This is a genomic window from Bradyrhizobium sp. ORS 86, from assembly GCF_045571475.1.
Lineage (GTDB): Bacteria > Pseudomonadota > Alphaproteobacteria > Rhizobiales > Xanthobacteraceae > Bradyrhizobium.
Genome location: NZ_CP120699.1, coordinates 7190190 through 7210344 on the forward strand (window position 1 = coordinate 7190190; position 20155 = coordinate 7210344).

The following is a 20155-nucleotide window of genomic DNA, read 5'->3' on the forward strand; positions in this document are numbered from 1 at the left end:
GAACGAACCTTTCCATCGAACGGTTCGTCTGCCTCATCGCCTCCCGCTGTCAATCAGGAAGGGCGATGAGCGTTACACTTCATGTCTGCATCACCTGCCGCGCCGGCCAGACGGTCGCGGAAGGCGAAGCCACGCCCGGTGCGCGGCTGCATGCCGCGATCCGCGATACCGGTGTGCCTGACGGCGTCAATCTTGTTCCGGTCGAATGCCTGTCGGCGTGCAGCCAGGGCTGCTCGGTCGCGCTCAGCGCGCCGGGACGGTGGTCGTATGTCTATGGCCGCCTGTCCGAAGCCAATGCGACGGATGTGGTCGCCGGTGCTTCCGCCTATGCGGCGGCACCCGACGGCATCGTGCCGTGGCGCAGCCGACCGGAAATCTTTCGCAAGCAATCACTCGCCCGCATTCCACCCATCGCCGTTGTGCCAGAGGCTGCAGAATGACCACGCTCACCAAGGTGCCCGTCACCGTCGTCACCGGCTTTCTCGGATCGGGCAAGACGACGCTGATCCAGCATCTGATCAGGAATGCCAACGGCAAGAAGCTTGCGGTGCTGGTGAACGAGTTCGGCAGCGAAGGCGTCGACGGGGAGATATTGAAGTCCTGCGCGGATGCCAATTGTCCGAGCGAGAACATCGTCGAGCTCGCCAATGGCTGCATCTGCTGCACCGTCGCTGACGATTTCGTCCCAGCGATGGAGCAATTGCTGGCGCGGCGCGTGAAACCCGATCATATCGTGATCGAGACATCGGGGCTCGCGCTGCCGAAGCCGCTGCTGAAGGCGTTCGATTGGCCGGAGATCCGTTCGCGGATCACGGTCGACGGCGTGATCGCGCTGGCCGATGCGGAGGCCGTTGCGGCCGGCCGCTTTGCCCCCGACCCGGCCGCGGTCGACGCGCAGCGCGCCGCTGACGACAATCTCGACCACGAGACGCCGCTGTCGGAAGTGTTCGAGGACCAGATCGCCTGCGCCGACATCGTGCTGCTGACCAAGGCGGACCTCGCCGGCGCTGAGGGCCTCGAGGCCGCGAAGCTCGCGATCGCGGCCGAAATGCCGCGGCAGGTGCCGATGCAGCCGGTCGTCGACGGCGCGGTCGACGCGCGCGTGATCCTGGGTCTCGCGGCCGCAGCCGAAGACGACCTCGCAGCGCGTCCGTCGCACCACGACGGTGAGGACGAGCACGAACATAACGATTTCAACTCCGTGGTAATCGATCTTCCGGAAATCGCCGACGTCGATGCGCTGGTTGCATCGATCAAGGGACTGGCGCGCGAGCAGAATGTGCTGCGCGCCAAGGGCTATATCGCGATCCAGGGCAAGCCGATGCGCCTGCTGGTGCAATCTGTCGGCGAGCGGGTGCGACATCAGTTCGACATGCCCTGGGGCGCGCGGCCGAGGCAGTCGAAGCTCGTCGTGATCGGCGAACACGGCGACATCGATGAGGCCGCCATCAAGGCGCGACTTGGTGTCTGATGCACATCGTCTTCCGCGAGGGCCGCGGTCTCGAGGAGACCGTGACACCAAGGGACCTCGGCCAGGATCCGGCCGAACTTGTGGTGCTCTCGTTCTCCGACAGCGATCTTTCTGCGTTTGCTTCCGGCTGGCGGCGCGACCGCGGATCGCTGCCGTCTCTACGGCTCGCGAATCTGGCCGACCTGCGCCATCCGCTGTCGGTCGACACCTACATCGAACGGACCTTGTCGCAGGCGCGCGGCATCCTGGTGCGTCTGATCGGTGGCGAACCCTATTGGTCATATGGGCTGGCCGCGCTGCATCGCCTGGCGAAGGAGCGCAACATCGCGCTTGCGGTGCTGCCGGCGGACGGTCGCGATGACCCGCGGCTGGATGAATTCTCCACCCTGCCGGTCTCGACGCTACGCAGGCTCAAGGTGCTCTGCGACAAGGGCGGCCCCGTCGCGGCGCAGGCCGTGATCGCCCAGCTCGCGCTGGCGTCGGGACTGTATGCCGGACCGGTCGTCGGCGAGATCGACCTTCCGAAGTTCGGCTTCTACGATCCCGGGCTCGGCGCCGTCACGGCGCCGCCGTCACCAGATCACCGGCCACGGGCGCTGGTGACCTTCTATCGTTCCTATCTCGCAGCCGGCGACACGGCGCCGGTCGACGCGCTGATCACGGCGTTGCGGCAGAAGGGCTTTGATGCATACGGCGTGTTCGTCACCTCGCTGAAGGCAGCGGGCGTCGCCGATTGGATGCGCACCCAGTTCGCGCATTGTCCTCCCGCCGCTATCGTCAATGCGACCGCCTTTTCCGCAATCGGCGACGACGGCACGACGCCGTTCGAACTCGCATGCTGCCCGGTGTTCCAGGTCGCGTTGTCGACAGCGCGGCGCGATGATTGGGCCGAGTCGCTTCGCGGTCTTTCTCCCGGCGATCTGGCGATGCACGTGGTGTTGCCGGAGGTCGACGGTCGTCTGTTTGCGGGCGTCGTGAGCTTCAAGTCGCCCGGCGAGCGCGATCCCGACCTGCAATTCGCCCGTCTCGCGCACCGGCCGGACGAGGAGCGTGTCGCGGCGGTTGCCTTACGCGTCGCCGCTTGGCACAGGCTCGCGACCAAGCCGGCGCGCGAGAAGCGGCTCGCACTCGTGCTCTCGAACTATCCCGGCCGCCCCCATCAGATCGCGCATGCGGTCGGGCTCGATGCCCTCGCCTCGGTTGATGTGCTGCTGTCCGATCTCGCAGCCGCCGGCTTCGACACCGCGACCGTGGGGCCGCTCGGCGACGTTCTGTTGCGGCAGAAATTGACGTGGAGCGTCCACGACTATTGCGCGGCGCTGTCCCGCCTTCCACGGCAGCTTCAGGACGATCTCGCGAGTGCCTGGGGCGCGCCGGAGGACGATCCAGATTGCCGCAACGGCGAATTTCACTTCGCCGCAATACAATGCGGCAAGTCCGTCATTGCCGTTCAGCCGGAGCGCGGCGATGTGCGCCAGCGCGACGCCAACTATCACGATCTCTCGCGCACGCCTCGCCACGCCTATGTCGCGTTCTATCTCTGGCTCAGACAGCAAGGCATCGACGCCATCGTGCACATGGGTGCGCATGGTACGCTCGAATGGCTGCCGGGCAAATCGGTCGCGCTGTCGCCTTGCTGCTGGCCGGAGGCGTTGATCGGAGACCTGCCGGTAATCTATCCGTTCATCGTCAACGATCCCGGCGAGGCCGCACAGGCCAAGCGGAGGATCGGCGCCGTCACGGTCGGCCACCTGCCGCCGCCGCTCACGAACGCCACATTGCCGGAGGGCATGCGCCGGCTCGAACGGCTGCTTGATGAATATTCGACCGCCGACGGCCTCGATCCGGCGCGGCGCCGGCGCTTGATTGCTGATATCCGCGAGGAGGCGCGGCTCGCCGGGCTGGAGGACGATCTCGGTCTCGCCACATCGGTCTCGGCGGGCGAAGCCATTCCACAGATCGATCGCTTCGTCTGCGATCTCAAGGAAAGCCAGTTCGGCGACGGCCTGCATGTGTTCGGCCAGGGCGCGTGCGGCGAGGCGGAGAAGCGTGCGCTGCGCGATGCGCTCTCCGGCCGCCACGTTGCGCCGGGACCTTCGGGCTCGCCCTATCGCGGGCGCCGCGACGTGCTGCCGACCGGACGCAATGTGTTTGCCGTCGACCCGCGCGCGGTGCCCACGCCGTCGGCACATGCGCAAGGCGTCAAGCTTGCCGAGGAGCTGCTGCGCCGTCACCTGCAGGACCACGGCGACTGGCCGAAAGGGCTCGTCGTCGACCTCTGGGGATCGTCGACCATGCGTACCGCCGGCGAGGATTTTGCGATGGCACTGCATCTCGCAGGTATCGCGCCGCGCTGGGATCACGGCTCGGGCCGGGTGACGGGCTACGACATCATCGCACCGGCAGAACTGGGCCGCCCGCGCATCGACGTCACGTTGCGCGTGTCGGGGCTGTTCCGCGACGTCTTCTCAGGCCTTGCCCAACTGTTCGAGGCCGCGGCCGGGGCGCTGTCGGAACGCAGCGAGGAAGGCGACGAAAATCCGTATACGCAGCGCGTCTCGCGCGTGTTCGGGCCACGTCCCGGACGATATGGTGTTGGCACCGGCGCGACACCGGATGTCTTCACACCAGAATCGCGCGACACGGCCGGCGAGGCCTGGCTGTCGGCGTCATCCTGGTCATTTGCGTCCGACGGCGAGATGCGCTCCGACCGCGCCGGCATCGAGGCCCGGCTCGCTGCAGCCGATGCCTTCGTTCATACCCAGGATCTCCCGGAGACCGACCTGCTGCTGGCAGCGGACTATGCCGCGCATGAGGCCGGTGTCGCCGCGGCGGCCGAGCGCCTCGGCGCGAAGGCCCCCTCGCTCTATCACCTCGATGCGACGCGGCCGGATCAACCGCATGCCCGCCTGCTGACCGAGGAGATATCGCGGGTGGTGCGTGCGCGCGCCGCTAATCCAGCCTGGATCGCGGGCATGATGCGGCATGGCTTTCGCGGCGCGGCCGAGATCACCGCGACGCTCGAACACATGGCGGCCTTTGCCCATCTTGCCGGCGTGGTGCCGCCACATCTGTTCGATCTCTACTATGATGCGACACTCGGCAACGGCGACGTTCGCGCATTCATGGCGCGCGAGAATCCGGCAGCGCTGACGGCGATGGAAACGTGCTTCACCCGCTTGCATGAGGCTTCGCTCTGGAAGACACGTCGCAACTCGATCGCAGCCGCGCTGCGGGAGGCGTCATGAGCGCCGTCGCGATCAAGGGCTGGTGTCCCGGCGCGCTGCGGCCGATGCAGTCGGGCGACGGGCTCGTGGTGCGCATTCGCCCGCGTGGCGGACGGCTGGACGGGGCGCAGGCAGCGGGGATCGCCGACCTGGCTGGGCAGTACGGCAACGGCCTGATCGATCTGACCAGCCGCGCCAACCTTCAGATCCGCGGCGTCGAAGATTGCGGCCATCTCCCCTTGCTCGATGGGCTCACGCGGCTCGGATTGCTCGACCCTGATCCTGAGACCGAAGCGCGGCGCAACGTTCTGGTAACGCCGTTCTGGACTGGAGGCGATGAGACTTGCGCGCTCGTGGCCGAACTCGAACTCACTCTTGCCGGCGCTTCGCTCGAGCTTCCGACCAAGTTTGGCTTTGCGATCGACGATGGCCGCGAGCGGGTGCTGGCCGGCGCGTCTGCTGACGTCCGGATCGAGCGCGACGCCGACGGCAGGCTGCTGGTGCGCGCCGATGGCGAAAAGTTCGGCCGTTACGTCACACGAAGCGAGGCCGTCCAGGTCGCGCTCGCGCTGGCCGAATGGTTCGTCGCCTCCGGCGGCGCCGACGGCGACAGGCGGCGGATGGCGGCCCATCTCGCCGCCGGCGCGCGCCTGCCCGATACGCTTCGCGGCGATGCCGAACCGGCGCCTCGCGCGGCCGGTCCGCGTCCCGGTCTTTATGCACGAGACGCGATGGTTGGGTTTGCCTTCGGTCAAGTGCCGCACGGAACGCTGCGCCGCCTCGCCGCCGGCGCGCAAGCCCTTCGCCTGACGCCGTGGCGGATGCTGCTAGCGGAAGGGATGCGCGAGATGCCGCACGATACCGACCTCATCACGCGGGCCGACGATCCAGCGCTGCGTGCGATCGCCTGCAGCGGTGCGCCACGCTGCCGTGAGGCGCATGCCGATACTCGCGCGCTGGCATCCGTGCTTGCACCGCACGTTCCGGCCGATGCCCGGCTGCACGTCTCCGGCTGCACCAAGGGCTGCGCGCATGCCGGACCGGCCACGATCACGCTCGTTGCAACACGCGAGGGTTTTGACCTCGTTCGAAACGGCTCGACGCGAGATCTGCCTGTAATGCACGGACTGAGCGGCGCGAGCATCGTCGCAGATCCCGCCTTGCTGGTGAGGGACCGTTGATGCCGTATAGCTATGAAACCGATGGCGCCGCGATCTATCGGCAATCCTTCGCCACCATCCGGTCCGAGGCCGACCTCGCCGGCTTCACGCCCGACGAGGAGCCGGTGGTCGTGCGCATGATCCATGCCGCCGGCATGGTGGGGCTCGAAGTGCATATCCGTTTCACGCCCGGCATGGCCACTGCCGCACGCGCCGCCCTGCAAGGCGGCGCGCCGATCCTCTGCGACGCGCGCATGGTATCGGAGGGGATTACGCGTGCACGCCTGCCGGCCGGCAACGCCGTGATCTGCACGCTCGGCGACGCCGCCGTTCCCGCGCTCGCGCAATCGATGCGCAACACGCGCTCCGCGGCAGCGGTCGAGTTGTGGCGGCCGCATCTCGCCGGCGCCATCGTCGCCATCGGCAATGCGCCGACCGCCCTGTTTCATCTGCTCAACATGCTGGAGCACCAGAATTGTCCGAGGCCGGCGGCGATCATCGGCTGCCCGGTCGGCTTTGTCGGCGCCGCCGAATCCAAGGCGGCGTTGATGGCCGATCCACCCGCACCGGCGCTGACGGTCGAGGGGCGCCTTGGCGGTTCGGCGATCACTGTCGCAGCGATCAACGCGCTGGCGAGCCGGAGCGAATAGCCATGGGGCGCATCATCTGCTGCGGCCTCGGGCCAGGCGATCCGGACCTGATGAGCGTACGTGCCGACCGCACCGTGCGTGCGGCAAGGCACGTCGCCTATTTCCGCAAGAAGGGCCATCCCGGCCAGGCCCGCCGCATCGTCGAAGGGCTGCTCGCCGCTGATGTCTGCGAATATCCGATGGAATATCCGGTCACCACGGAGATTGCTTTCGACAGTCCCGACTATGCCCGCCTGCTCGCGTCCTTCTATGACGAATGGACGGAGCGCCTGGCGCGGCTGGCGCGCGCGGTCGATATCGTCGTGCTCTGCGAAGGCGATCCCTATTTCTACGGCTCGTTCATGCACCTGCATTCGCGCTTGCAAGGCCGCGTCGAGATCGAGGTGATCGCCGGCATTCCCGGCATGGCGGGCTGCTGGAATGCCGTCGGCCGGCCGATCGCGCTCGGCGACGACGTCACGACCGTCCTCATGGGCACGCTGCCGGAGGCGGAGCTCGAGCAACGGATGCGCAATTCCGACGCGCTGGTCATCATGAAGACCGGACGCAACCTGACGAAGGTTCGCCGGGCGCTGGCATCCACCGGCCGCCTCAACGAGGCATGGCTGGTCGAACGCGGCACCATGCCGAATCAACGCGTCGCGCGACTCGTGGATGTCGACGCGGCCGACTGCCCATATTTCGCGATCGTGCTGGTGCACGGGCAGGGCCGGCGCGGGGGATCAGTGGAATGACCGGAACCTTGACCATCGCGGGACTGGGACCGGGCGACGAGGCGTTGATCACGCCGGAAGTCTCCGCGGCGCTGGCGGCCGCAACCGACATCGTCGGTTACGCGCCCTACGTCACGCGCGTGCGCCCACGCGACGGGCTGACACTGCATCCCTCCGACAACCGCGTGGAGTTGCAGCGCGCCGCCGAAGCGCTGCGGCTCGCATCCGAAGGACGCCATGTCGTCGTGGTGTCCTCGGGCGATCCTGGTGTGTTTGCGATGGCGTCCGCCGTGTTCGAGGCACTCGAGGCGTCTCCGCACTGGCGCGACCTGCCGATTCGGGTTCTGCCCGGTGTCACAGCCATGCTCGCGGCGGCGGCGAGCGCCGGTGCGCCGCTGGGTCATGATTTTTGCGCAATCAACCTGTCCGACAATCTGAAGCCATGGCCTGTGATCGAGCAGCGCCTGCGACTCGCCGCCGAAGCCGATTTCGCGATCGCGATGTACAATCCACGCTCGGCAAGCCGGCCTGATGGCTTTGGCCGCGCACTCGAGATTTTACGCGAAGCCGGTTGCGGCGAGCGTATCGTGGTGTTCGCGCGGGCGGTGAGCACGCCCGAGCAGCGGATCGAAACGGTCAGGTTGGATGAGGCGAGGCCCGAGATGGCCGACATGCGGACGCTGGTGATCGTCGGCAATTCAGCGACGCGCCGCGTCGGCTGCTGGGTCTATGCGCCGAGGCATGCGCGATGACCGAGCCATTCCATCACCTCGGCGATGCTTTCCACCCTTGGTCTGTCGGGCAGTTGCGGCCGCGCGAGCATGATCACGGGGAGGCCGAGCACGCGGGCAGCATCGATCTTGGCGCGCGCACCCGCCCCGCCGGAATTGCGGGCGACGATCCATTCGATGGCGCGCGAGCGCAGCGTCTCGAATTCATCGTCAATCGTGAACGGTCCGCGCGACACGATGACGTCGGCATCGGGCAATGGCAGCGCGCCCTCGGGAGGATCGACGAACCGCAACGTATAGGCATGCTGCGGCCTCGCACCGAAAGGCGCGATGTGCTGGCGGCCGATGGCAAGGAATACGCGGACGCGGCGCTCCGGCAGGGCCGCGACGGCGGAGGTGATGTCCGCGACCTCGATCCAGTTGTCGCCGGCCGTCCTGACCCAAGGCGCGCGCTCGAGTGCGAGCAGCGGCGTGCCGGTTTCCGCGCAGGCCATAACAGCATTGCCGCTCATCTCGGCCGCGAAGGGATGGGTCGCGTCGATCACATGGGTAATGCCCTCGCGGCGAAGATAGTCCGAAAGACCTGTGACGCCGCCGAAGCCGCCGATCCGGGTCGGCAGCTTCTGGCCGGCGGGCGCGCGGGTGCGGCCGCCATAGGAGTAGACCGCCTCAAGCCCTGCTTGCGCGATGGTCTCGGCGAGCAGATTGGCGTCGGCGGTTCCGCCCAGAATCAGGGCGCGCATCATGGGTAATCCCTGGTTGACCATCATCGGCATCGGCGAAGATGGCCTCGCCGGCCTCTCCGAGGCAAGCCGAAAGGCGCTTCGCGAGGCCGAGACGGTGTTCGGCGGCGAACGGCATCTTGCTCTGGCCGGGATCACCGAGCGCGGCCGTGTGTGGCCCGTCCCGTTCGATGCGAAGGTCGTGCTGAGCTGCCGCGGCCGTCCGACCGCGGTGCTCGCCTCCGGCGATCCGTTCTGGCATGGCGTCGGCAGCAGTCTGACCGAGAAGCTCGAGGCCGGCGAATGGGTCGCGCATTCCGCGCCGTCGACGTTCTCGCTTGCGGCGGCGCGTCTGGGTTGGCGGCTCGAGAACATCGTTTGCGTCGGCCTTCACGCCGCGCCGTTCGAACGGCTGTTGCCGCATCTGGCGCGCGGCGCGCGGATCATCTGCCTGGTGCGTGACGGCAAGGCGGCGGGCGACCTTGCGCGCTGGCTCTCCGAACGCGGTTGGGGAGCATCGCCGATGTGGCGCTTGTCCGCGCTGGGCGGTCCGCGTGAATGTGTCACGCACCATCGCACGGACGATTGTGCCGCCGATCCGGATGAGCGGTTGGTCGCAGTCGCGCTGGAGGCGGTGGGATCGCATGGCATCGCGCGTAGCTCGGGTCTTCCGGACACACTTTTCGTGCATGAAGGGCAGCTCACCAAGCGGCCGATCCGCGCGCTTGCGCTGTCGGCGCTTGCACCACGGCGCGGCGAGAGATTGTGGGACATCGGCGCCGGCTCCGGCTCGATCTCGATCGAATGGGCGCTCAGCGGCGGCACGGCGATCGCCGTCGAAACGCGCAGCGATCGCGCTGACAACATTCGCAGCAATGCCGCAAGCTTTGGAATGACGCACCGGATCACCGTGATTGAGGGTGCAGCGCCTGGAGTCCTGGCGAGCCTCGCGACGCCGCACGCCGTCTTCATCGGCGGCGGCCTCGATGCCGCGATGTTCGATGCCGTGTGGTCGCACATCGCGCCTGGAACCCGGCTGGTTGCGCATGCCGTGACCCTGGAGACCGAAGCCCTGCTTGCCGATCTGCATCAACGCCATGGCGGCGAGTTGATGCGGGTCGAAATCGCCCATGCAGACCCGCTCGGCAAGTACCGTTCCTGGAAAGCCGCCCGTCCGATCGTGCAATGGAGCGCGGTCAAATGAAGGTCGCAGGACTCGGATTCAGGCGCGATACCACGCTCGCCTCGCTGCGCGAAGCACTCCGCGCGGCCGGCGGCCCCGAAGGCCTTGCAGCCGTCGCCACGGTGAGCGACAAGGCCGACGCGCTTGCGCTGAAATCGCTGGCGCATGAATTGGGGCTGCCGATCAGAAGCGTTCCCGCAGATATGCTGGCCGAGATCGTGACGACGACACAGTCCGATCTCATCAAGGAAAAGTTCGGCACGGGATCCGTCGCGGAAGCTGTGGCGATCGCCGCTGCAGGGCGAGGAGCACACCTGATTTCCACCCGGGCCCTTTCACAGGACCGGATGGCGACCGCGGCGATCGCGGAAGGAGACGGCGAATGACGGTGCATTTCATCGGCGCAGGACCGGGCGCGGCCGATCTGCTGACCCTGCGGGGACGCGATCTCATTGCCTCCTGCCCGGTGTGCCTCTATGCCGGCTCGCTGGTTCCCAAAGGCGTGCTGGCGCATTGCCCGCCGAATGCGCGCATCGTCAACACCGCGCCGCTGTCGCTCGACGACATCATCGCGGAGATCGCTGCCGCGCACGCCGACGGCAAGGATGTCGCGCGGCTGCATTCCGGCGACCTCTCGATCTGGTCGGCGATGGGCGAGCAACTGCGCCGGCTGCGCGCGCTGCAGATTCCCTACTCGATCACGCCGGGCGTGCCGGCCTTCTCCGCCGCGGCGGCCGCGCTCGAGACCGAGCTCACACTGCCCGGCCTTGCTCAATCCGTGGTGCTGACGCGCACGCCCGGCCGGGCCAGCGCGATGCCGGAGGGTGAAAAGCTCGCGGCCTTTGCCGCGACCGGTGCGGTGCTCGCTATCCATCTCTCGATCCATCTGCTCGACAAAGTCATCGCCGAGCTCACGCCGCACTACGGCGCGGACTGCCCGGTTGCAATCGTGTGGCGCGCGAGCTGGCCGGACCAACGGATCGTGCGCGCGACACTGGGTACGCTCGATGCCACCGTCGGTCCCGAGCTCGAGCGAACCGCGCTCATCCTGGTCGGCAGAACGCTGGGCGCGGAAGAGTTCGCCGAGAGCCGGCTTTACGCCGCCGACTATGACCGCCGTTACCGGCCGCTCGGTCCGGCGCCGCGCTTTCCCGAGGCACCGTGATGGCCGCCGGGCTTGTCATCTCCGCGCCAGCATCCAGCGTCGGCAAGACGACGCTGACGCTGGCGCTGGCGCGCGCCTATCGGAATCGCGGGCTGAAGGTGCAATGTCTCAAGAGCGGGCCCGACTATATCGATCCCGCCTTTCACGCGGTCGCTACGGGGCGCGTCTCCGTCAATGTCGATAGCTGGGCCATGCCGAGTGATGCGATCCGGCATCTCGCAAGCCGTGGCGCGGACGCCGATCTCGTGTTGACCGAAGGCTCCATGGGCCTGTTCGACGGCGTCGCCGTGCGTGGTGCCTCCGGCACCGGGACCACCGCCGACGTCGCTGAAATGACCGGGTGGCCAGTCTTGCTGGTGATCGACCCCTCCGGCCAGGCCCAGACGGCGGCGGCGGTTGCGGCCGGAATGCGCGACTTCCGCGCCGGCGTGACGCTTGCCGGCGTGGTACTCAATCGCGTCGCGAGCCCGCGGCACGAAGACCTGGTGCGCCACGCGATGGCGAGCGCCGGCATTCCCGTGTTCGGGGCGCTGCCCCGCCACGCCGAGATCACCCTGCCGAAGCGGCATCTGGGCCTGGTGCAGGCCGAGGAGCAAGCGCAGGTCGATGGCTTGATCGAGGAGGCGGCGCGCTTCGTCGCCGAGCGTGTCGATCTGGATGCCGTGCTGCAATCGGCCCGCGACTGGTCGCCGCCGTCAGCAACGAGAGGGTTCGAAATCAATCCGCCCGGACAGCGCATTGCCCTGGCGCGCGACGCCGCATTCTCCTTCATCTATCCGCACATGCTGGAAGCCTGGCGCCAGGCCGGCGCCGAGATTGTGATGTTCTCGCCGCTGGCCGACGACGGCCCCGATGCGAGTGCCGACGTATGCTGGTTGCCGGGCGGCTATCCCGAACTGCACGCCGGCAAGATCGCCGCCAACACGCGCTTTCTCGGAAGCCTGCGGTCCTTTGCCGAGACGCGGCCCGTGCATGGCGAATGCGGAGGCTATATGGTGCTGGGCAATGCCCTGACCGATGCCGACGGCGCGCGCCACGCGATGGCGGGACTGCTCGGCCTGGAGACGAGCTATGCCAAGCGTCGCATGCATCTCGGCTATCGGCTCGCTGAGCTTGCCGCGCCGATGCCCGGGCAGCGCCCGGGCACGCGCCTGCGCGGCCACGAATTCCACTATTCCACGATCGTCTCGCAGCCCGACACGCCCCTGGCGGTGGTCCGCGATGCGGCCGGGGCGATCGTTGCGGAAACCGGCTCGCGGCGCGGCCACGCGACGGGAACATTCTTCCATCTGATCGCGGAGGACCGGTGAGCGGTTTCGTCTCCTTTGTTTCGGCCGGCCCCGGCGATCCTGAACTCCTGACGGTGAAAGGCGCTGCGCGCCTGCGCGACGCCGACGTCGTGCTCTACGACGATCTCGCGTCGGGTGCGATCCTCGACCTCGCGCGGTCCGGCGCCAATCTGGTCGCAGTCGGCAAGCGCGCCGGCCGAAGGTCGACCAATCAGCAGCATCTCAACCGGCTGTTGATCGACTACGCCGCCACCGGCGCGCGCGTGGTGCGCCTGAAATCCGGCGACGCGGGAATTTTCGGCCGGCTCGAAGAAGAGATCGAGGCGCTGCGCACGGCCGGCATCGGCTACGAGATCGTCCCCGGCGTCACCTCCGCCTGCGTCGCGGCCGCGCAGGCCGGCATCCCTTTGACGCGACGACATACCTCGCGCCGGGTCCAGTTCGTGACCGGAGCCGATGTCACCGGCGAGCTGCCGGCGAACCTGAACCTGGCGGCGCTGGCCGACCCGGAAGCGACGACCGTTGTCTACATGGGGCGACGCACCTTCCCGGCCCTGGCCGCGAAGCTGATCGCACACGGTCTCTCGCCGGACACGCCCGCGCTGTTCGGCGAGTCGCTCGGCCGTGCCGACCAGCAGCTTGCCCGCAGCACGATCGCAGAACTCGCCGAGCAACTCACGAATGCGGGCCCGGCGACTGCAGCGACGGTCATTTTGTTCGGTCCGCTGGCCGGCGATCACGCGTGATGCGGTCATGTTGACGCTTTCCCTGATCGGCATCGGCTGCGGCGACCCCGCCCAGCTCACGCGCGCCGCAATCGGCGCCATCAACGCCGCTGATCTGATTCTGATCCCGCGCAAGGGGGCCGCGAAATCCGATCTTGCCGACTTGCGCCGGACGATTTGTGCCGACGTGCTGACCAATGACCGGACGCGCGTTGCGGAATTCGACCTTCCGGTGCGCGACACGGCCGAGGAAGACTATCGCAAGGGCGTGGACGATTGGCATGACGCCGTCGCCGCAGCGTGGTCGCGGCAAATCGCCGACCATCTCGGACGCGAGGGACACGTTGCGCTGCTGATCTGGGGCGATCCATCGCTCTATGATTCCAGTCTGCGGATCGCGCAACGGCTCGATCCGTTACCGAAGATCGAGGTGGTGCCGGGCATCACCTCGATCCAGGCGCTGTGCGCGGCGCATGCGTTGCCGCTCAACGAGATCGGCGAGCCCTTCCTGGTCACGACCGGGCGGCGGCTGCGCGACGGCGGCTGGCCCTCCGGCGTGGATACCGTCGTCGTGATGCTCGACGGCGGCGCAGCGTTCCAGACGCTTGATCCCAAGGGGCTGGAGATCTGGTGGGGCGCCTATCTCGGCATGCCCGACCAGATCACCATCGCGGGTGCGCTCGCCGAAGCCGGTCCCCGCATTGTCGCCACGCGGCGCGAGGCGCGCGCGCGGCACGGCTGGATCATGGATAGCTACGTCCTCAAGCGGCGATCGTGATCCGCCGATCGACCGATCCGCCCGCCTGATGTGTTATCCAGGCTCGACGCACCCTTGCATGATCGCATCGATCTCGGCGCGCGACAGAACGCCCATCTCGGCAATGAACACGATCCGTGTGCGCGGCACATCCGGCGCCGGCGCCTCGCCGGCCGCGAGCGTGGCCCGTCCGCCGGCAAGCTGAAATACCGTCGAGCGTCCGGGCTGCTCCACCGTCTCGAACAATCCCTTCGCTCGCGCGAGTTTCGGCGCCAGCCGGCCGATGGCCTGCTGCAGTCGCGGCAGGCTTACCTTCCGTTCCGAGGTCCAGCTCAGCGTCTCGAACCGCTCGACCGCGGGCCGGCGCGGCTCCGTCTCGCGCGGCGGTGGCACATGGTCGAGGTCGGCGGGAAACAGCAGCGCCGCGGGCACCTCGCCATTGATCGCATCGACCACCACCGCCGTAGGACGGTGCGCCCGGACCGCCTCGCGCATCTGCGCACGCTGCTCCGCGCTTGCCAGATCGACCTTGCTCAACGCCACCACATCGGCCGCCCGCAGTTGCGATCGCAGCAGCCCATCGTCGAGCCCAGCGGCAGGCTGCGTTGCGTCCACCACACACAGCACGGTCTCAAGCGGCGCTTCCCGCCAGATCACCGGATCCATCAGATTGCGCACGACGTCGGCGGGATCCGCCACGCCGCTGGTTTCGATCACGATGAACTCGGGGCGCGGATCACGCCGCAGCAGCGTGGCGAGCGTGCGAATGAGATCACCTTCCAGGGTGCAGCAGATGCAGCCATTGCTCAGGCTCACCACGCCGTCACTGGCGCCGGCGATCAGCTCGGCGTCGATATTGATCGCGCCGAAATCGTTGACCACGGCAGCGATCCGCCGGCCCTCGGCATGCGCCAGCAGATGGTTCACGACCGTGGTCTTGCCCGCCCCCAGAAAGCCCGCAACCAGCAGGATCGGGACCGGCACGATCAGCTCTCGGCAGTGACGGGCCGGCGCACCGGCCGGCCGGGCCGCGCCGTCACATCGAGCACGCCATCGGTGATCAACGGCTGGCCGCTGACCACGAGGTGGCGCACGCCCTCGGCCGGACGATTCATCGCGGTGAAGGTCGCGCGATCGCTCAAGGTCTCGTAGTCGAACACCGCGATATCGGCATCCGCGCCCACCTGCAGCCTGCCCTTGGCGCGCATTGCCGGCGTGCTTGCGGCCAGGATCTCCGCCGGAATCAGCGCGCATTTGCGGACGCCTTCGAGCAGCGAGATCGCCCGCCGCTCGCGCACCCACTCGCGGATGAAACGCGTGAAGCAGCCCGCCGATCGCGGATGCGAGGTTGCATCATCCGGCAACGGCCAGGCATCGCCGGTGTAGACCTTGCCATTCGACAACGTCCAGGGCATCGCATCGGACGCGATCGCGCCGCCGGGATAGAGCACGGAGATATCCAGGAGGTCGCGGTGATGCGGATTGTTCTCGATATCGAGCACGTGCCACAGCACCAGCGTGGACGGCTCCTCGGCCTGCGCCGCCAGCAGCTCCTCGCGGCTGCCGAAGCGGTGGCCGTCGGTCACGCGCTGCACCGAATCGTAGCCGAGGCCGTTGCGCTCCTCGAACTGCGGATCGCTGAAGAAGGTTGCCGCGAGCACGGTCGAGCCGGTGCCGTAGGGATAGGCTTCCACCGTGATCGGAAGGCCTTGGGCCTGCGCCTTCGCGATCAGCGCCGCGCAGCGCTCGACATCGGTCTTGCTGGATGAGTTGAAATGGCAGATGTGCATATGCGCGCCGGTGGCGCCGGCATAGCCGATCAACCGGATATAGGCCTCGGCCGCGCTTTCCGGATCGATGCGCGACATGTAGGCGACATGGGTGAAGGTCGGCACGGCATGCGCTGCCGCCAGTTGGCACACCGCGGTCAATTCCTGCACGCCGGCGCCCGGGGCATAGGCGTTCAGAATGCCGATCCCGATGCCACCCTCGTTCAGGCCGTTGCCGAGGCGGGCGAGGATGCCGGCCACCTCGCTCTCGCTCGCCACGTTCTCGATCCAGCGGCGGTCGCGCATCGCGCCGCCGAACGATTCCAGCGAGCTCTCCTCGTTGGAGCCGGTCATCGCGCCGATGCGCGCGAACGCCCAGTTGGCGGCGGCGCCATAGTTCAGTACTCGCCCCTTCTCGGCCTGCCGGCGATACCAGGCCGCGACCGGCAGCACGCCGGCCTCGAGATCGAGCGTCGTCGTCACCCCGTCGAAGGCCTGCATGCGGTCGGCCGGAATGGTCTGGCCGTGCGCGTGCAGATCGATGAAGCCGGGGGCGACCACAAGCCCGGTCGCGTCGATCTGCCGCTCAGCGCCACCCAGCCCGGTGCCAACAGCGGCGATTCGGCCGTCCAGCACCGCCACGTCGCCGACAGCATCCATCCCGCTGGCCGGATCCACCACCCGGCCGCCGCTGATCACCAAACCGCCCATAGTGCCACTCCCGCATTGTCCGAAACCGCGGTCCCCAAGCCGGCCGCTTTGCTAAAGGCTTACGACCGGTGCCGTGCCGGGCCAAGACACAAAAATGCATCGCATCTATCGCGACATCCGCGTCGGGATCGTCGTGGCATGGTGTAAGGCAATCGCCCTTCACGCGAGCGCGGGCAGCGCCAGGCCGCGCGTCCTGCAACGACAGCGCGTGTTAGATGCCCTCGAATTGCAGCCGCGCCAGCCGCGCATAGAGGCCGTTGGCGGCAACCAGCTCGGCGTGGGTGCCCTGCTCGACGATCTTGCCCTGGTCCATCACCAGGATGCGGTCGCAGGACAGGACGGTTGCGAGACGGTGCGCGATAACGAGCGTGGTGCGGTGGCGCATCAGTTCCTCCAGCGCGGTCTGCACCAGCGTCTCGCTTTCGGCGTCGAGCGCCGAAGTCGCCTCGTCGAGCAGGAGCAGCGGCGCGTCGCGCAGGATCGCACGCGCGATCGCGATGCGCTGGCGCTGGCCGCCCGAGAGCGTCACGCCGCGCTCGCCGAGCTGGGCCTCGAAGCCGCCAGGCAGACGACGCAGGAATTCGCTGGCATGCGCGAGATCGGCAGCGCGTTCGACCTCGGCGTCCGTGGCATCGGGCCTGCCGAAGCGGATGTTGTCGCGCGCACTGGCGGCGAACACGACCGATTCCTGCGGCACCAGTGCGATGCGCGCCCGCACGTCGGTCGGATCGGCCTCGCGGATCGGCACGCCGTCGAGCGAGATCGTGCCCGACTTCGGATCGTAGAAGCGGAGCAGCAGATGGAACAATGTGCTCTTGCCGGCGCCGGAGGGACCGACGATTGCAACCTTTTCGCCTGAGCGCACCGACAGCGATACGCCGTCGACCGCGAGCGCCTTGGGCCGGGTCGGATAGGCGAAGCTGACCCGATCGAAACCGACATCACCGCGCGGCGGTTGCGGCAGCGCCCGCGGCGTGGTGGGGGCGGCGATCGCCGGCTTGACGCGCAGGATCTCGAACAGCCGCTCGGCGGCGCCTGACGCGGCCGAGACCTCGCCCCAGACCTCGCTGAGCTGGCCGAGGCCGGTTGCGGCGAACGCCGCGTAGAGGATGAATTGACCAAGCCGGCCCGGGCTAATCGTGCCGACCAGCACGTCGTGCGAGCCGACCCAGAGGATCACGACGACGCTGGTGAACACGATGAAGATGATGATCAGCGTCAGCACCGCGCGCGCCTTGGTCGAGCTGCGCGCCGCCTCATAGGCCTGCTCGACCTCGCGGCTGAACCGCGTCTTGGCAAACCGCTCGCTGGTATAGGCCTGCACGGTGCGGATCGCGGTGACAAGCTCGGAGGCATAAGCGCTGGCATCGGCCAGCGTGTCCTGGGCATTGCGCGACAACCGCCGGACCCAGCGCCCGAACGCGACCAGAGGAAGCACGATGATCGGGATCGCCAGCAGCACGAAGCCGGAAAGCCGCGGGCTCGTGATCACCATCATCGCGGCGGCACCGATGAACAGCATCAGGTTGCGCAGCGCGATCGAGACCGAGGCGCCGACGGCGGACTTGATCTGCGTGGTGTCGGCGGTGAGCCGCGACACCAGTTCACCGGAGCGCGCGGAATCGAAGAACGACGGCGACAGCGAAATCAGATGCGCGAACACGTCGCGCCTGAGATCGGCGACGATGCGTTCGCCGATCGTCATCACGAGGTAGTAGCGCGAGGCGCTGGCGCCGGCCAGCACCGCGACGACTGCGATCATCACGCTGAAATAGCTGTTGATCATCGCGACGCCTTCGCGCGTGAAGCCCAGATCGATCATCCGCCTGACTGCGACCGGCACGATCAGGGTGGTGAGGGCCGCGACCGTCAGCGCGATGAAGGCAAGGATCGCGCGCCCCTTGTAGCGCGCCACGTAGGGCGCGAGCGCAAGCAAGGGCTTCAGGCGCGCGCGACTCTTCGCCGGCTCCGTCAACTGGCTCTCGATGAAGGCTTCCTCCTCGAGCAGCGCATCGCGCGGGGGCTGCGGGGCGCCACGAGGGGTCTCAAGCTGTTCGGCTACGCTCATGAATTCAGGACCGGTTTCTTTGCCCCCAGATAGGCCCGCCGACCCCCGGCTGGCAAATCCGGTAAAGTCCCAATCCGGTGATGGGCTTAGCCCGTTTCTTGGCTTGTTTTAGGGGGTCCCTTGCGTTATAGAGCCGGCCAAATCCCGTATCCGTGACATCTTGAGACGGGCGCCGGCGCGCCGAAGGAACTGCCATGAAAGCCGATATTCATCCGAATTATCATACGATTAAGGTCGTCATGACCGACGGCACCGAGTACCTGACCCGCTCGACCTGGGGCAAGGAAGGCGACACGCTGAACCTCGACATCGACCCCAAGTCGCATCCGGCCTGGACCGGCGGCACCCAGCAGATCATGGACCGCGGCGGCCGCGTGTCCCGGTTCCAGAAGAAGTTCTCGGGCTTCCTCAAGAAGGACTAAAGTCGTCCGGACCGACCGCCATCGCGGTCAGATGCAAACGCCCCCTTCGCGGGGGCGTTTTTATTTTGGGGGGCTAGCGATCCTGGAAGGCGAGCCGCGCCCCGAGCGCGACCAGAATGCTGCCGCCGATCCGCTGCATGATCCGCTGCGAACGGTGCGAGCGCCGCAGCTTCGACATCACGGCGCTGGCGAAGATCACGCAGACGATGTCAACCAGCGAGAATGTCAGGTTGACAATCGTGCCGAGCGCAAGCAGTTGGGCCCAGACCGGCAGGCTCGCCGAGGCGTCGACGAATTGCGGCAGGAACGCCAGGAAGAAGATCGCCGTCTTCGGATTCAGTACCTCGACGACGATGCTTTGCGCAAACGCGCGCGTCACGCTGAGCGGCGCGAGATCGGGGCGCTTCGCGCCATCGCCGTCACGAAACAACGACAGCCCCAGCCAGACCAGATAGGCCGCGCCAGCGAGCTTCATCGCCACGAACAGCGGCGGCACCGCGTGAAACAGGAAAGCGAGGCCGGCAGCCGCGGCGACCACATGCACATAACCGCCCAGATGCAGGCCGAGCGATGCCATCAGACCTGCGCGCCTTCCGCCCGCGAGCGTGCGCGCCGCGGCGTAGAGCATGGCGGGTCCCGGGATCAGCGCAAAGGTTGCGGTCGTGATCGCGAACGCGAGGTACAATTCCATGGCAGGCATTCGTGCCTCAATCCATCGGGATCATCGCCGCGACCTCGCGGTCAACCGGATTGTCGCTGGCGCTGAGCCCGGCGACGACGCCCGCGCGATCCTCGAGCTTGCGGTTCTGGCTCATCTTCTTCTTGGCGTCGATCCGCGTGATCGGCATGCGGATGCCGACGATGCCGCGCAGTTGCGCCTTGATGAAATCGGCCGGCGCGTCACTGACCCGCCAGACTTCCGCGCGCGATCTCTCGTGCAAGTTTGTGAGGCGCGTCACGACATCGAGCAGACGATCCGCGTCCTCGAAGAACTCGGTCGGCCCATAGGCGTGCACGGCGACGTAGTTCCAGGTCGGCACCACCTTGCCGTGCTCGGCCTTGGTCGCGTACCAGGACGGCGTCACATAGGCGTCAGGGCCGGTGAAGATCACCATCGCCTCGCCGACCGCCGGCGCCTTCCACTGCGGGTTAGGCCGTGCGACGTGACCGTACAGGGTACCGTAATCGCCCTCGCCTTCGTCGAGAATGAGCGGCAGTGGCGTGCCCATCAGCCCGTCCGCAGTTGCGGTGACTAGTGTCGCGAGCCGCGATGCCCGCATCGTGGCATGGATCGCGCCAAGCTCGTCGATCTTGAAATGTGGCGGCACGTACATGGAAAACCTCATCGGCTATCAGCTCGCACAATAGCCCCATAGTGGTCTATGATAAGGA

General features: G+C 67.5%; 20 protein-coding genes. 14 read left to right on the forward strand and 6 right to left on the reverse strand.

Features of this window, described 5'->3' with window-relative positions:
* Window positions 1-65 precede the first annotated feature (65 nt).
* From P6U25_RS33255 to cobJ, 7 genes are read left to right on the forward strand one after another with little or no spacing between them, the layout of a single operon-like run.
* Window positions 66-440: a DUF1636 family protein gene (locus P6U25_RS33255; protein ID WP_407148955.1), complete on the forward strand. Its 375-nt coding sequence runs from the start codon at window positions 66-68 to the stop codon at window positions 438-440.
* Window positions 437-1471, forward strand: coding sequence for a cobalamin biosynthesis protein CobW (cobW, locus tag P6U25_RS33260; protein WP_407148956.1), 1035 nt, complete (start codon window positions 437-439; stop codon window positions 1469-1471). Before P6U25_RS33255 ends, cobW begins: the two co-directional genes overlap by 4 nt.
* Window positions 1471-4719 (forward strand): cobaltochelatase subunit CobN, encoded by a 3249-nt coding sequence (cobN, locus tag P6U25_RS33265; protein ID WP_407148958.1) that lies wholly within the window; start codon window positions 1471-1473, stop codon window positions 4717-4719. Before cobW ends, cobN begins: the two co-directional genes overlap by 1 nt.
* Complete coding sequence (gene cobG, locus P6U25_RS33270; RefSeq protein ID WP_407148959.1) at window positions 4716-5879, forward strand: precorrin-3B synthase; 1164 nt, start codon at window positions 4716-4718, stop codon at window positions 5877-5879. The genes cobN and cobG overlap by 4 nt, the downstream gene beginning before the upstream one ends.
* A complete protein-coding gene (locus P6U25_RS33275) occupies window positions 5879-6508 on the forward strand; it encodes a precorrin-8X methylmutase (protein ID WP_407148960.1) in 630 nt (209 codons plus the stop codon). Before cobG ends, P6U25_RS33275 begins: the two co-directional genes overlap by 1 nt.
* A 2-nt stretch (window positions 6509-6510) precedes the next feature.
* Entirely contained in the window at window positions 6511-7242 is a 732-nt protein-coding gene (locus tag P6U25_RS33280) for a precorrin-2 C(20)-methyltransferase (RefSeq protein ID WP_407148961.1), read from the forward strand.
* Window positions 7239-7973 carry a precorrin-3B C(17)-methyltransferase gene (gene cobJ, locus P6U25_RS33285; protein ID WP_407148962.1) on the forward strand — a complete coding sequence of 245 codons (735 nt, stop codon included), beginning with the start codon at window positions 7239-7241 and terminating at the stop codon, window positions 7971-7973. Before P6U25_RS33280 ends, cobJ begins: the two co-directional genes overlap by 4 nt.
* Here the strand turns inward: cobJ and P6U25_RS33290 are convergent.
* Complete coding sequence (locus P6U25_RS33290) at window positions 7949-8698, reverse strand: cobalt-precorrin-6A reductase (RefSeq protein ID WP_407148964.1); 750 nt, start codon at window positions 8696-8698, stop codon at window positions 7949-7951. The two genes, cobJ and P6U25_RS33290, sit on opposite strands and share 25 nt — an antisense overlap.
* Between P6U25_RS33290 and cbiE the strand changes: the two genes are divergently transcribed.
* The 6 genes from cbiE to cobF are packed head-to-tail and all read left to right on the forward strand — an operon-like array spanning window position 8697 to window position 13814.
* Window positions 8697-9878, forward strand: a complete 1182-nt coding sequence (cbiE, locus tag P6U25_RS33295; RefSeq protein ID WP_407148965.1) for a precorrin-6y C5,15-methyltransferase (decarboxylating) subunit CbiE — start codon at window positions 8697-8699, stop codon at window positions 9876-9878. The genes P6U25_RS33290 and cbiE overlap by 2 nt on opposite strands.
* On the forward strand, window positions 9875-10243 hold the full coding sequence (locus P6U25_RS33300) for a cobalamin biosynthesis protein (RefSeq protein WP_407148966.1): 369 nt from the start codon (window positions 9875-9877) through the stop codon (window positions 10241-10243). The genes cbiE and P6U25_RS33300 overlap by 4 nt, the downstream gene beginning before the upstream one ends.
* Window positions 10240-11022: a precorrin-4 C(11)-methyltransferase gene (gene cobM / locus P6U25_RS33305; RefSeq protein ID WP_407148967.1), complete on the forward strand. Its 783-nt coding sequence runs from the start codon at window positions 10240-10242 to the stop codon at window positions 11020-11022. Before P6U25_RS33300 ends, cobM begins: the two co-directional genes overlap by 4 nt.
* Complete coding sequence (locus P6U25_RS33310; RefSeq protein ID WP_407148968.1) at window positions 11022-12332, forward strand: cobyrinate a,c-diamide synthase; 1311 nt, start codon at window positions 11022-11024, stop codon at window positions 12330-12332. Before cobM ends, P6U25_RS33310 begins: the two co-directional genes overlap by 1 nt.
* Window positions 12329-13057 carry a uroporphyrinogen-III C-methyltransferase gene (cobA, locus tag P6U25_RS33315; RefSeq protein ID WP_407148969.1) on the forward strand — a complete coding sequence of 243 codons (729 nt, stop codon included), beginning with the start codon at window positions 12329-12331 and terminating at the stop codon, window positions 13055-13057. Before P6U25_RS33310 ends, cobA begins: the two co-directional genes overlap by 4 nt.
* Before the next feature lie 7 nt (window positions 13058-13064).
* A complete protein-coding gene (cobF, locus tag P6U25_RS33320) occupies window positions 13065-13814 on the forward strand; it encodes a precorrin-6A synthase (deacetylating) (RefSeq protein WP_407148970.1) in 750 nt (249 codons plus the stop codon).
* Between the two features lie 33 nt (window positions 13815-13847).
* Here cobF and P6U25_RS33325 read toward each other — a convergent pair whose 3' ends face one another.
* From P6U25_RS33325 to P6U25_RS33335, 3 genes are all read right to left on the reverse strand, one after another.
* Window positions 13848-14777: a CobW family GTP-binding protein gene (locus tag P6U25_RS33325; RefSeq protein WP_407148971.1), complete on the reverse strand. Its 930-nt coding sequence runs from the start codon at window positions 14775-14777 to the stop codon at window positions 13848-13850.
* A 2-nt stretch (window positions 14778-14779) separates the two neighbouring features.
* Entirely contained in the window at window positions 14780-16273 is a 1494-nt protein-coding gene (locus tag P6U25_RS33330; RefSeq protein WP_407148972.1) for an amidohydrolase family protein, read from the reverse strand.
* 211 nt (window positions 16274-16484) lie between these two features.
* Complete coding sequence (locus P6U25_RS33335) at window positions 16485-18341, reverse strand: ABC transporter ATP-binding protein/permease (protein ID WP_407148973.1); 1857 nt, start codon at window positions 18339-18341, stop codon at window positions 16485-16487.
* A gap of 194 nt (window positions 18342-18535) precedes the next feature.
* Between P6U25_RS33335 and rpmE the strand changes: the two genes are divergently transcribed.
* Window positions 18536-18763 carry a 50S ribosomal protein L31 gene (gene rpmE / locus P6U25_RS33340; protein WP_280981677.1) on the forward strand — a complete coding sequence of 76 codons (228 nt, stop codon included), beginning with the start codon at window positions 18536-18538 and terminating at the stop codon, window positions 18761-18763.
* Between the two features lie 73 nt (window positions 18764-18836).
* Here rpmE and P6U25_RS33345 read toward each other — a convergent pair whose 3' ends face one another.
* Window positions 18837-19463: a LysE family translocator gene (locus P6U25_RS33345; protein WP_407148974.1), complete on the reverse strand. Its 627-nt coding sequence runs from the start codon at window positions 19461-19463 to the stop codon at window positions 18837-18839.
* Between the two features lie 7 nt (window positions 19464-19470).
* Window positions 19471-20097, reverse strand: coding sequence for an FMN-binding negative transcriptional regulator (locus P6U25_RS33350; protein ID WP_407148975.1), 627 nt, complete (start codon window positions 20095-20097; stop codon window positions 19471-19473).
* Between the last annotated feature and the right edge of the window lie 58 nt (window positions 20098-20155).

Excerpts from the sequence above, each read along its gene's own strand:
- P6U25_RS33335 (WP_407148973.1), bottom strand. The coding sequence starts at position 18,341 with ATGAGCGTAGCCGAACAGCTTGAGACCCCTCGTGGCGCCCCGCAGCCC.
- P6U25_RS33255 (WP_407148955.1), top strand. The coding sequence starts at position 66 with ATGAGCGTTACACTTCATGTCTGCATCACCTGCCGCGCCGGCCAGACG.
- P6U25_RS33310 (WP_407148968.1), top strand. The coding sequence starts at position 11,022 with ATGGCCGCCGGGCTTGTCATCTCCGCGCCAGCATCCAGCGTCGGCAAG.
- cobN (WP_407148958.1), top strand. The coding sequence starts at position 1,471 with ATGCACATCGTCTTCCGCGAGGGCCGCGGTCTCGAGGAGACCGTGACA.
- P6U25_RS33280 (WP_407148961.1), top strand. The coding sequence starts at position 6,511 with ATGGGGCGCATCATCTGCTGCGGCCTCGGGCCAGGCGATCCGGACCTG.
- cobG (WP_407148959.1), top strand. The coding sequence starts at position 4,716 with ATGAGCGCCGTCGCGATCAAGGGCTGGTGTCCCGGCGCGCTGCGGCCG.
- P6U25_RS33300 (WP_407148966.1), top strand. The coding sequence starts at position 9,875 with ATGAAGGTCGCAGGACTCGGATTCAGGCGCGATACCACGCTCGCCTCG.
- cobW (WP_407148956.1), top strand. The coding sequence starts at position 437 with ATGACCACGCTCACCAAGGTGCCCGTCACCGTCGTCACCGGCTTTCTC.
- rpmE (WP_280981677.1), top strand. The coding sequence starts at position 18,536 with ATGAAAGCCGATATTCATCCGAATTATCATACGATTAAGGTCGTCATG.
- P6U25_RS33275 (WP_407148960.1), top strand. The coding sequence starts at position 5,879 with ATGCCGTATAGCTATGAAACCGATGGCGCCGCGATCTATCGGCAATCC.
- cbiE (WP_407148965.1), top strand. The coding sequence starts at position 8,697 with ATGGGTAATCCCTGGTTGACCATCATCGGCATCGGCGAAGATGGCCTC.
- P6U25_RS33330 (WP_407148972.1), bottom strand. The coding sequence starts at position 16,273 with ATGGGCGGTTTGGTGATCAGCGGCGGCCGGGTGGTGGATCCGGCCAGC.
- cobF (WP_407148970.1), top strand. The coding sequence starts at position 13,065 with ATGTTGACGCTTTCCCTGATCGGCATCGGCTGCGGCGACCCCGCCCAG.
- P6U25_RS33350 (WP_407148975.1), bottom strand. The coding sequence starts at position 20,097 with ATGTACGTGCCGCCACATTTCAAGATCGACGAGCTTGGCGCGATCCAT.
- P6U25_RS33290 (WP_407148964.1), bottom strand. The coding sequence starts at position 8,698 with ATGATGCGCGCCCTGATTCTGGGCGGAACCGCCGACGCCAATCTGCTC.
- cobJ (WP_407148962.1), top strand. The coding sequence starts at position 7,239 with ATGACCGGAACCTTGACCATCGCGGGACTGGGACCGGGCGACGAGGCG.
- P6U25_RS33345 (WP_407148974.1), bottom strand. The coding sequence starts at position 19,463 with ATGCCTGCCATGGAATTGTACCTCGCGTTCGCGATCACGACCGCAACC.
- cobM (WP_407148967.1), top strand. The coding sequence starts at position 10,240 with ATGACGGTGCATTTCATCGGCGCAGGACCGGGCGCGGCCGATCTGCTG.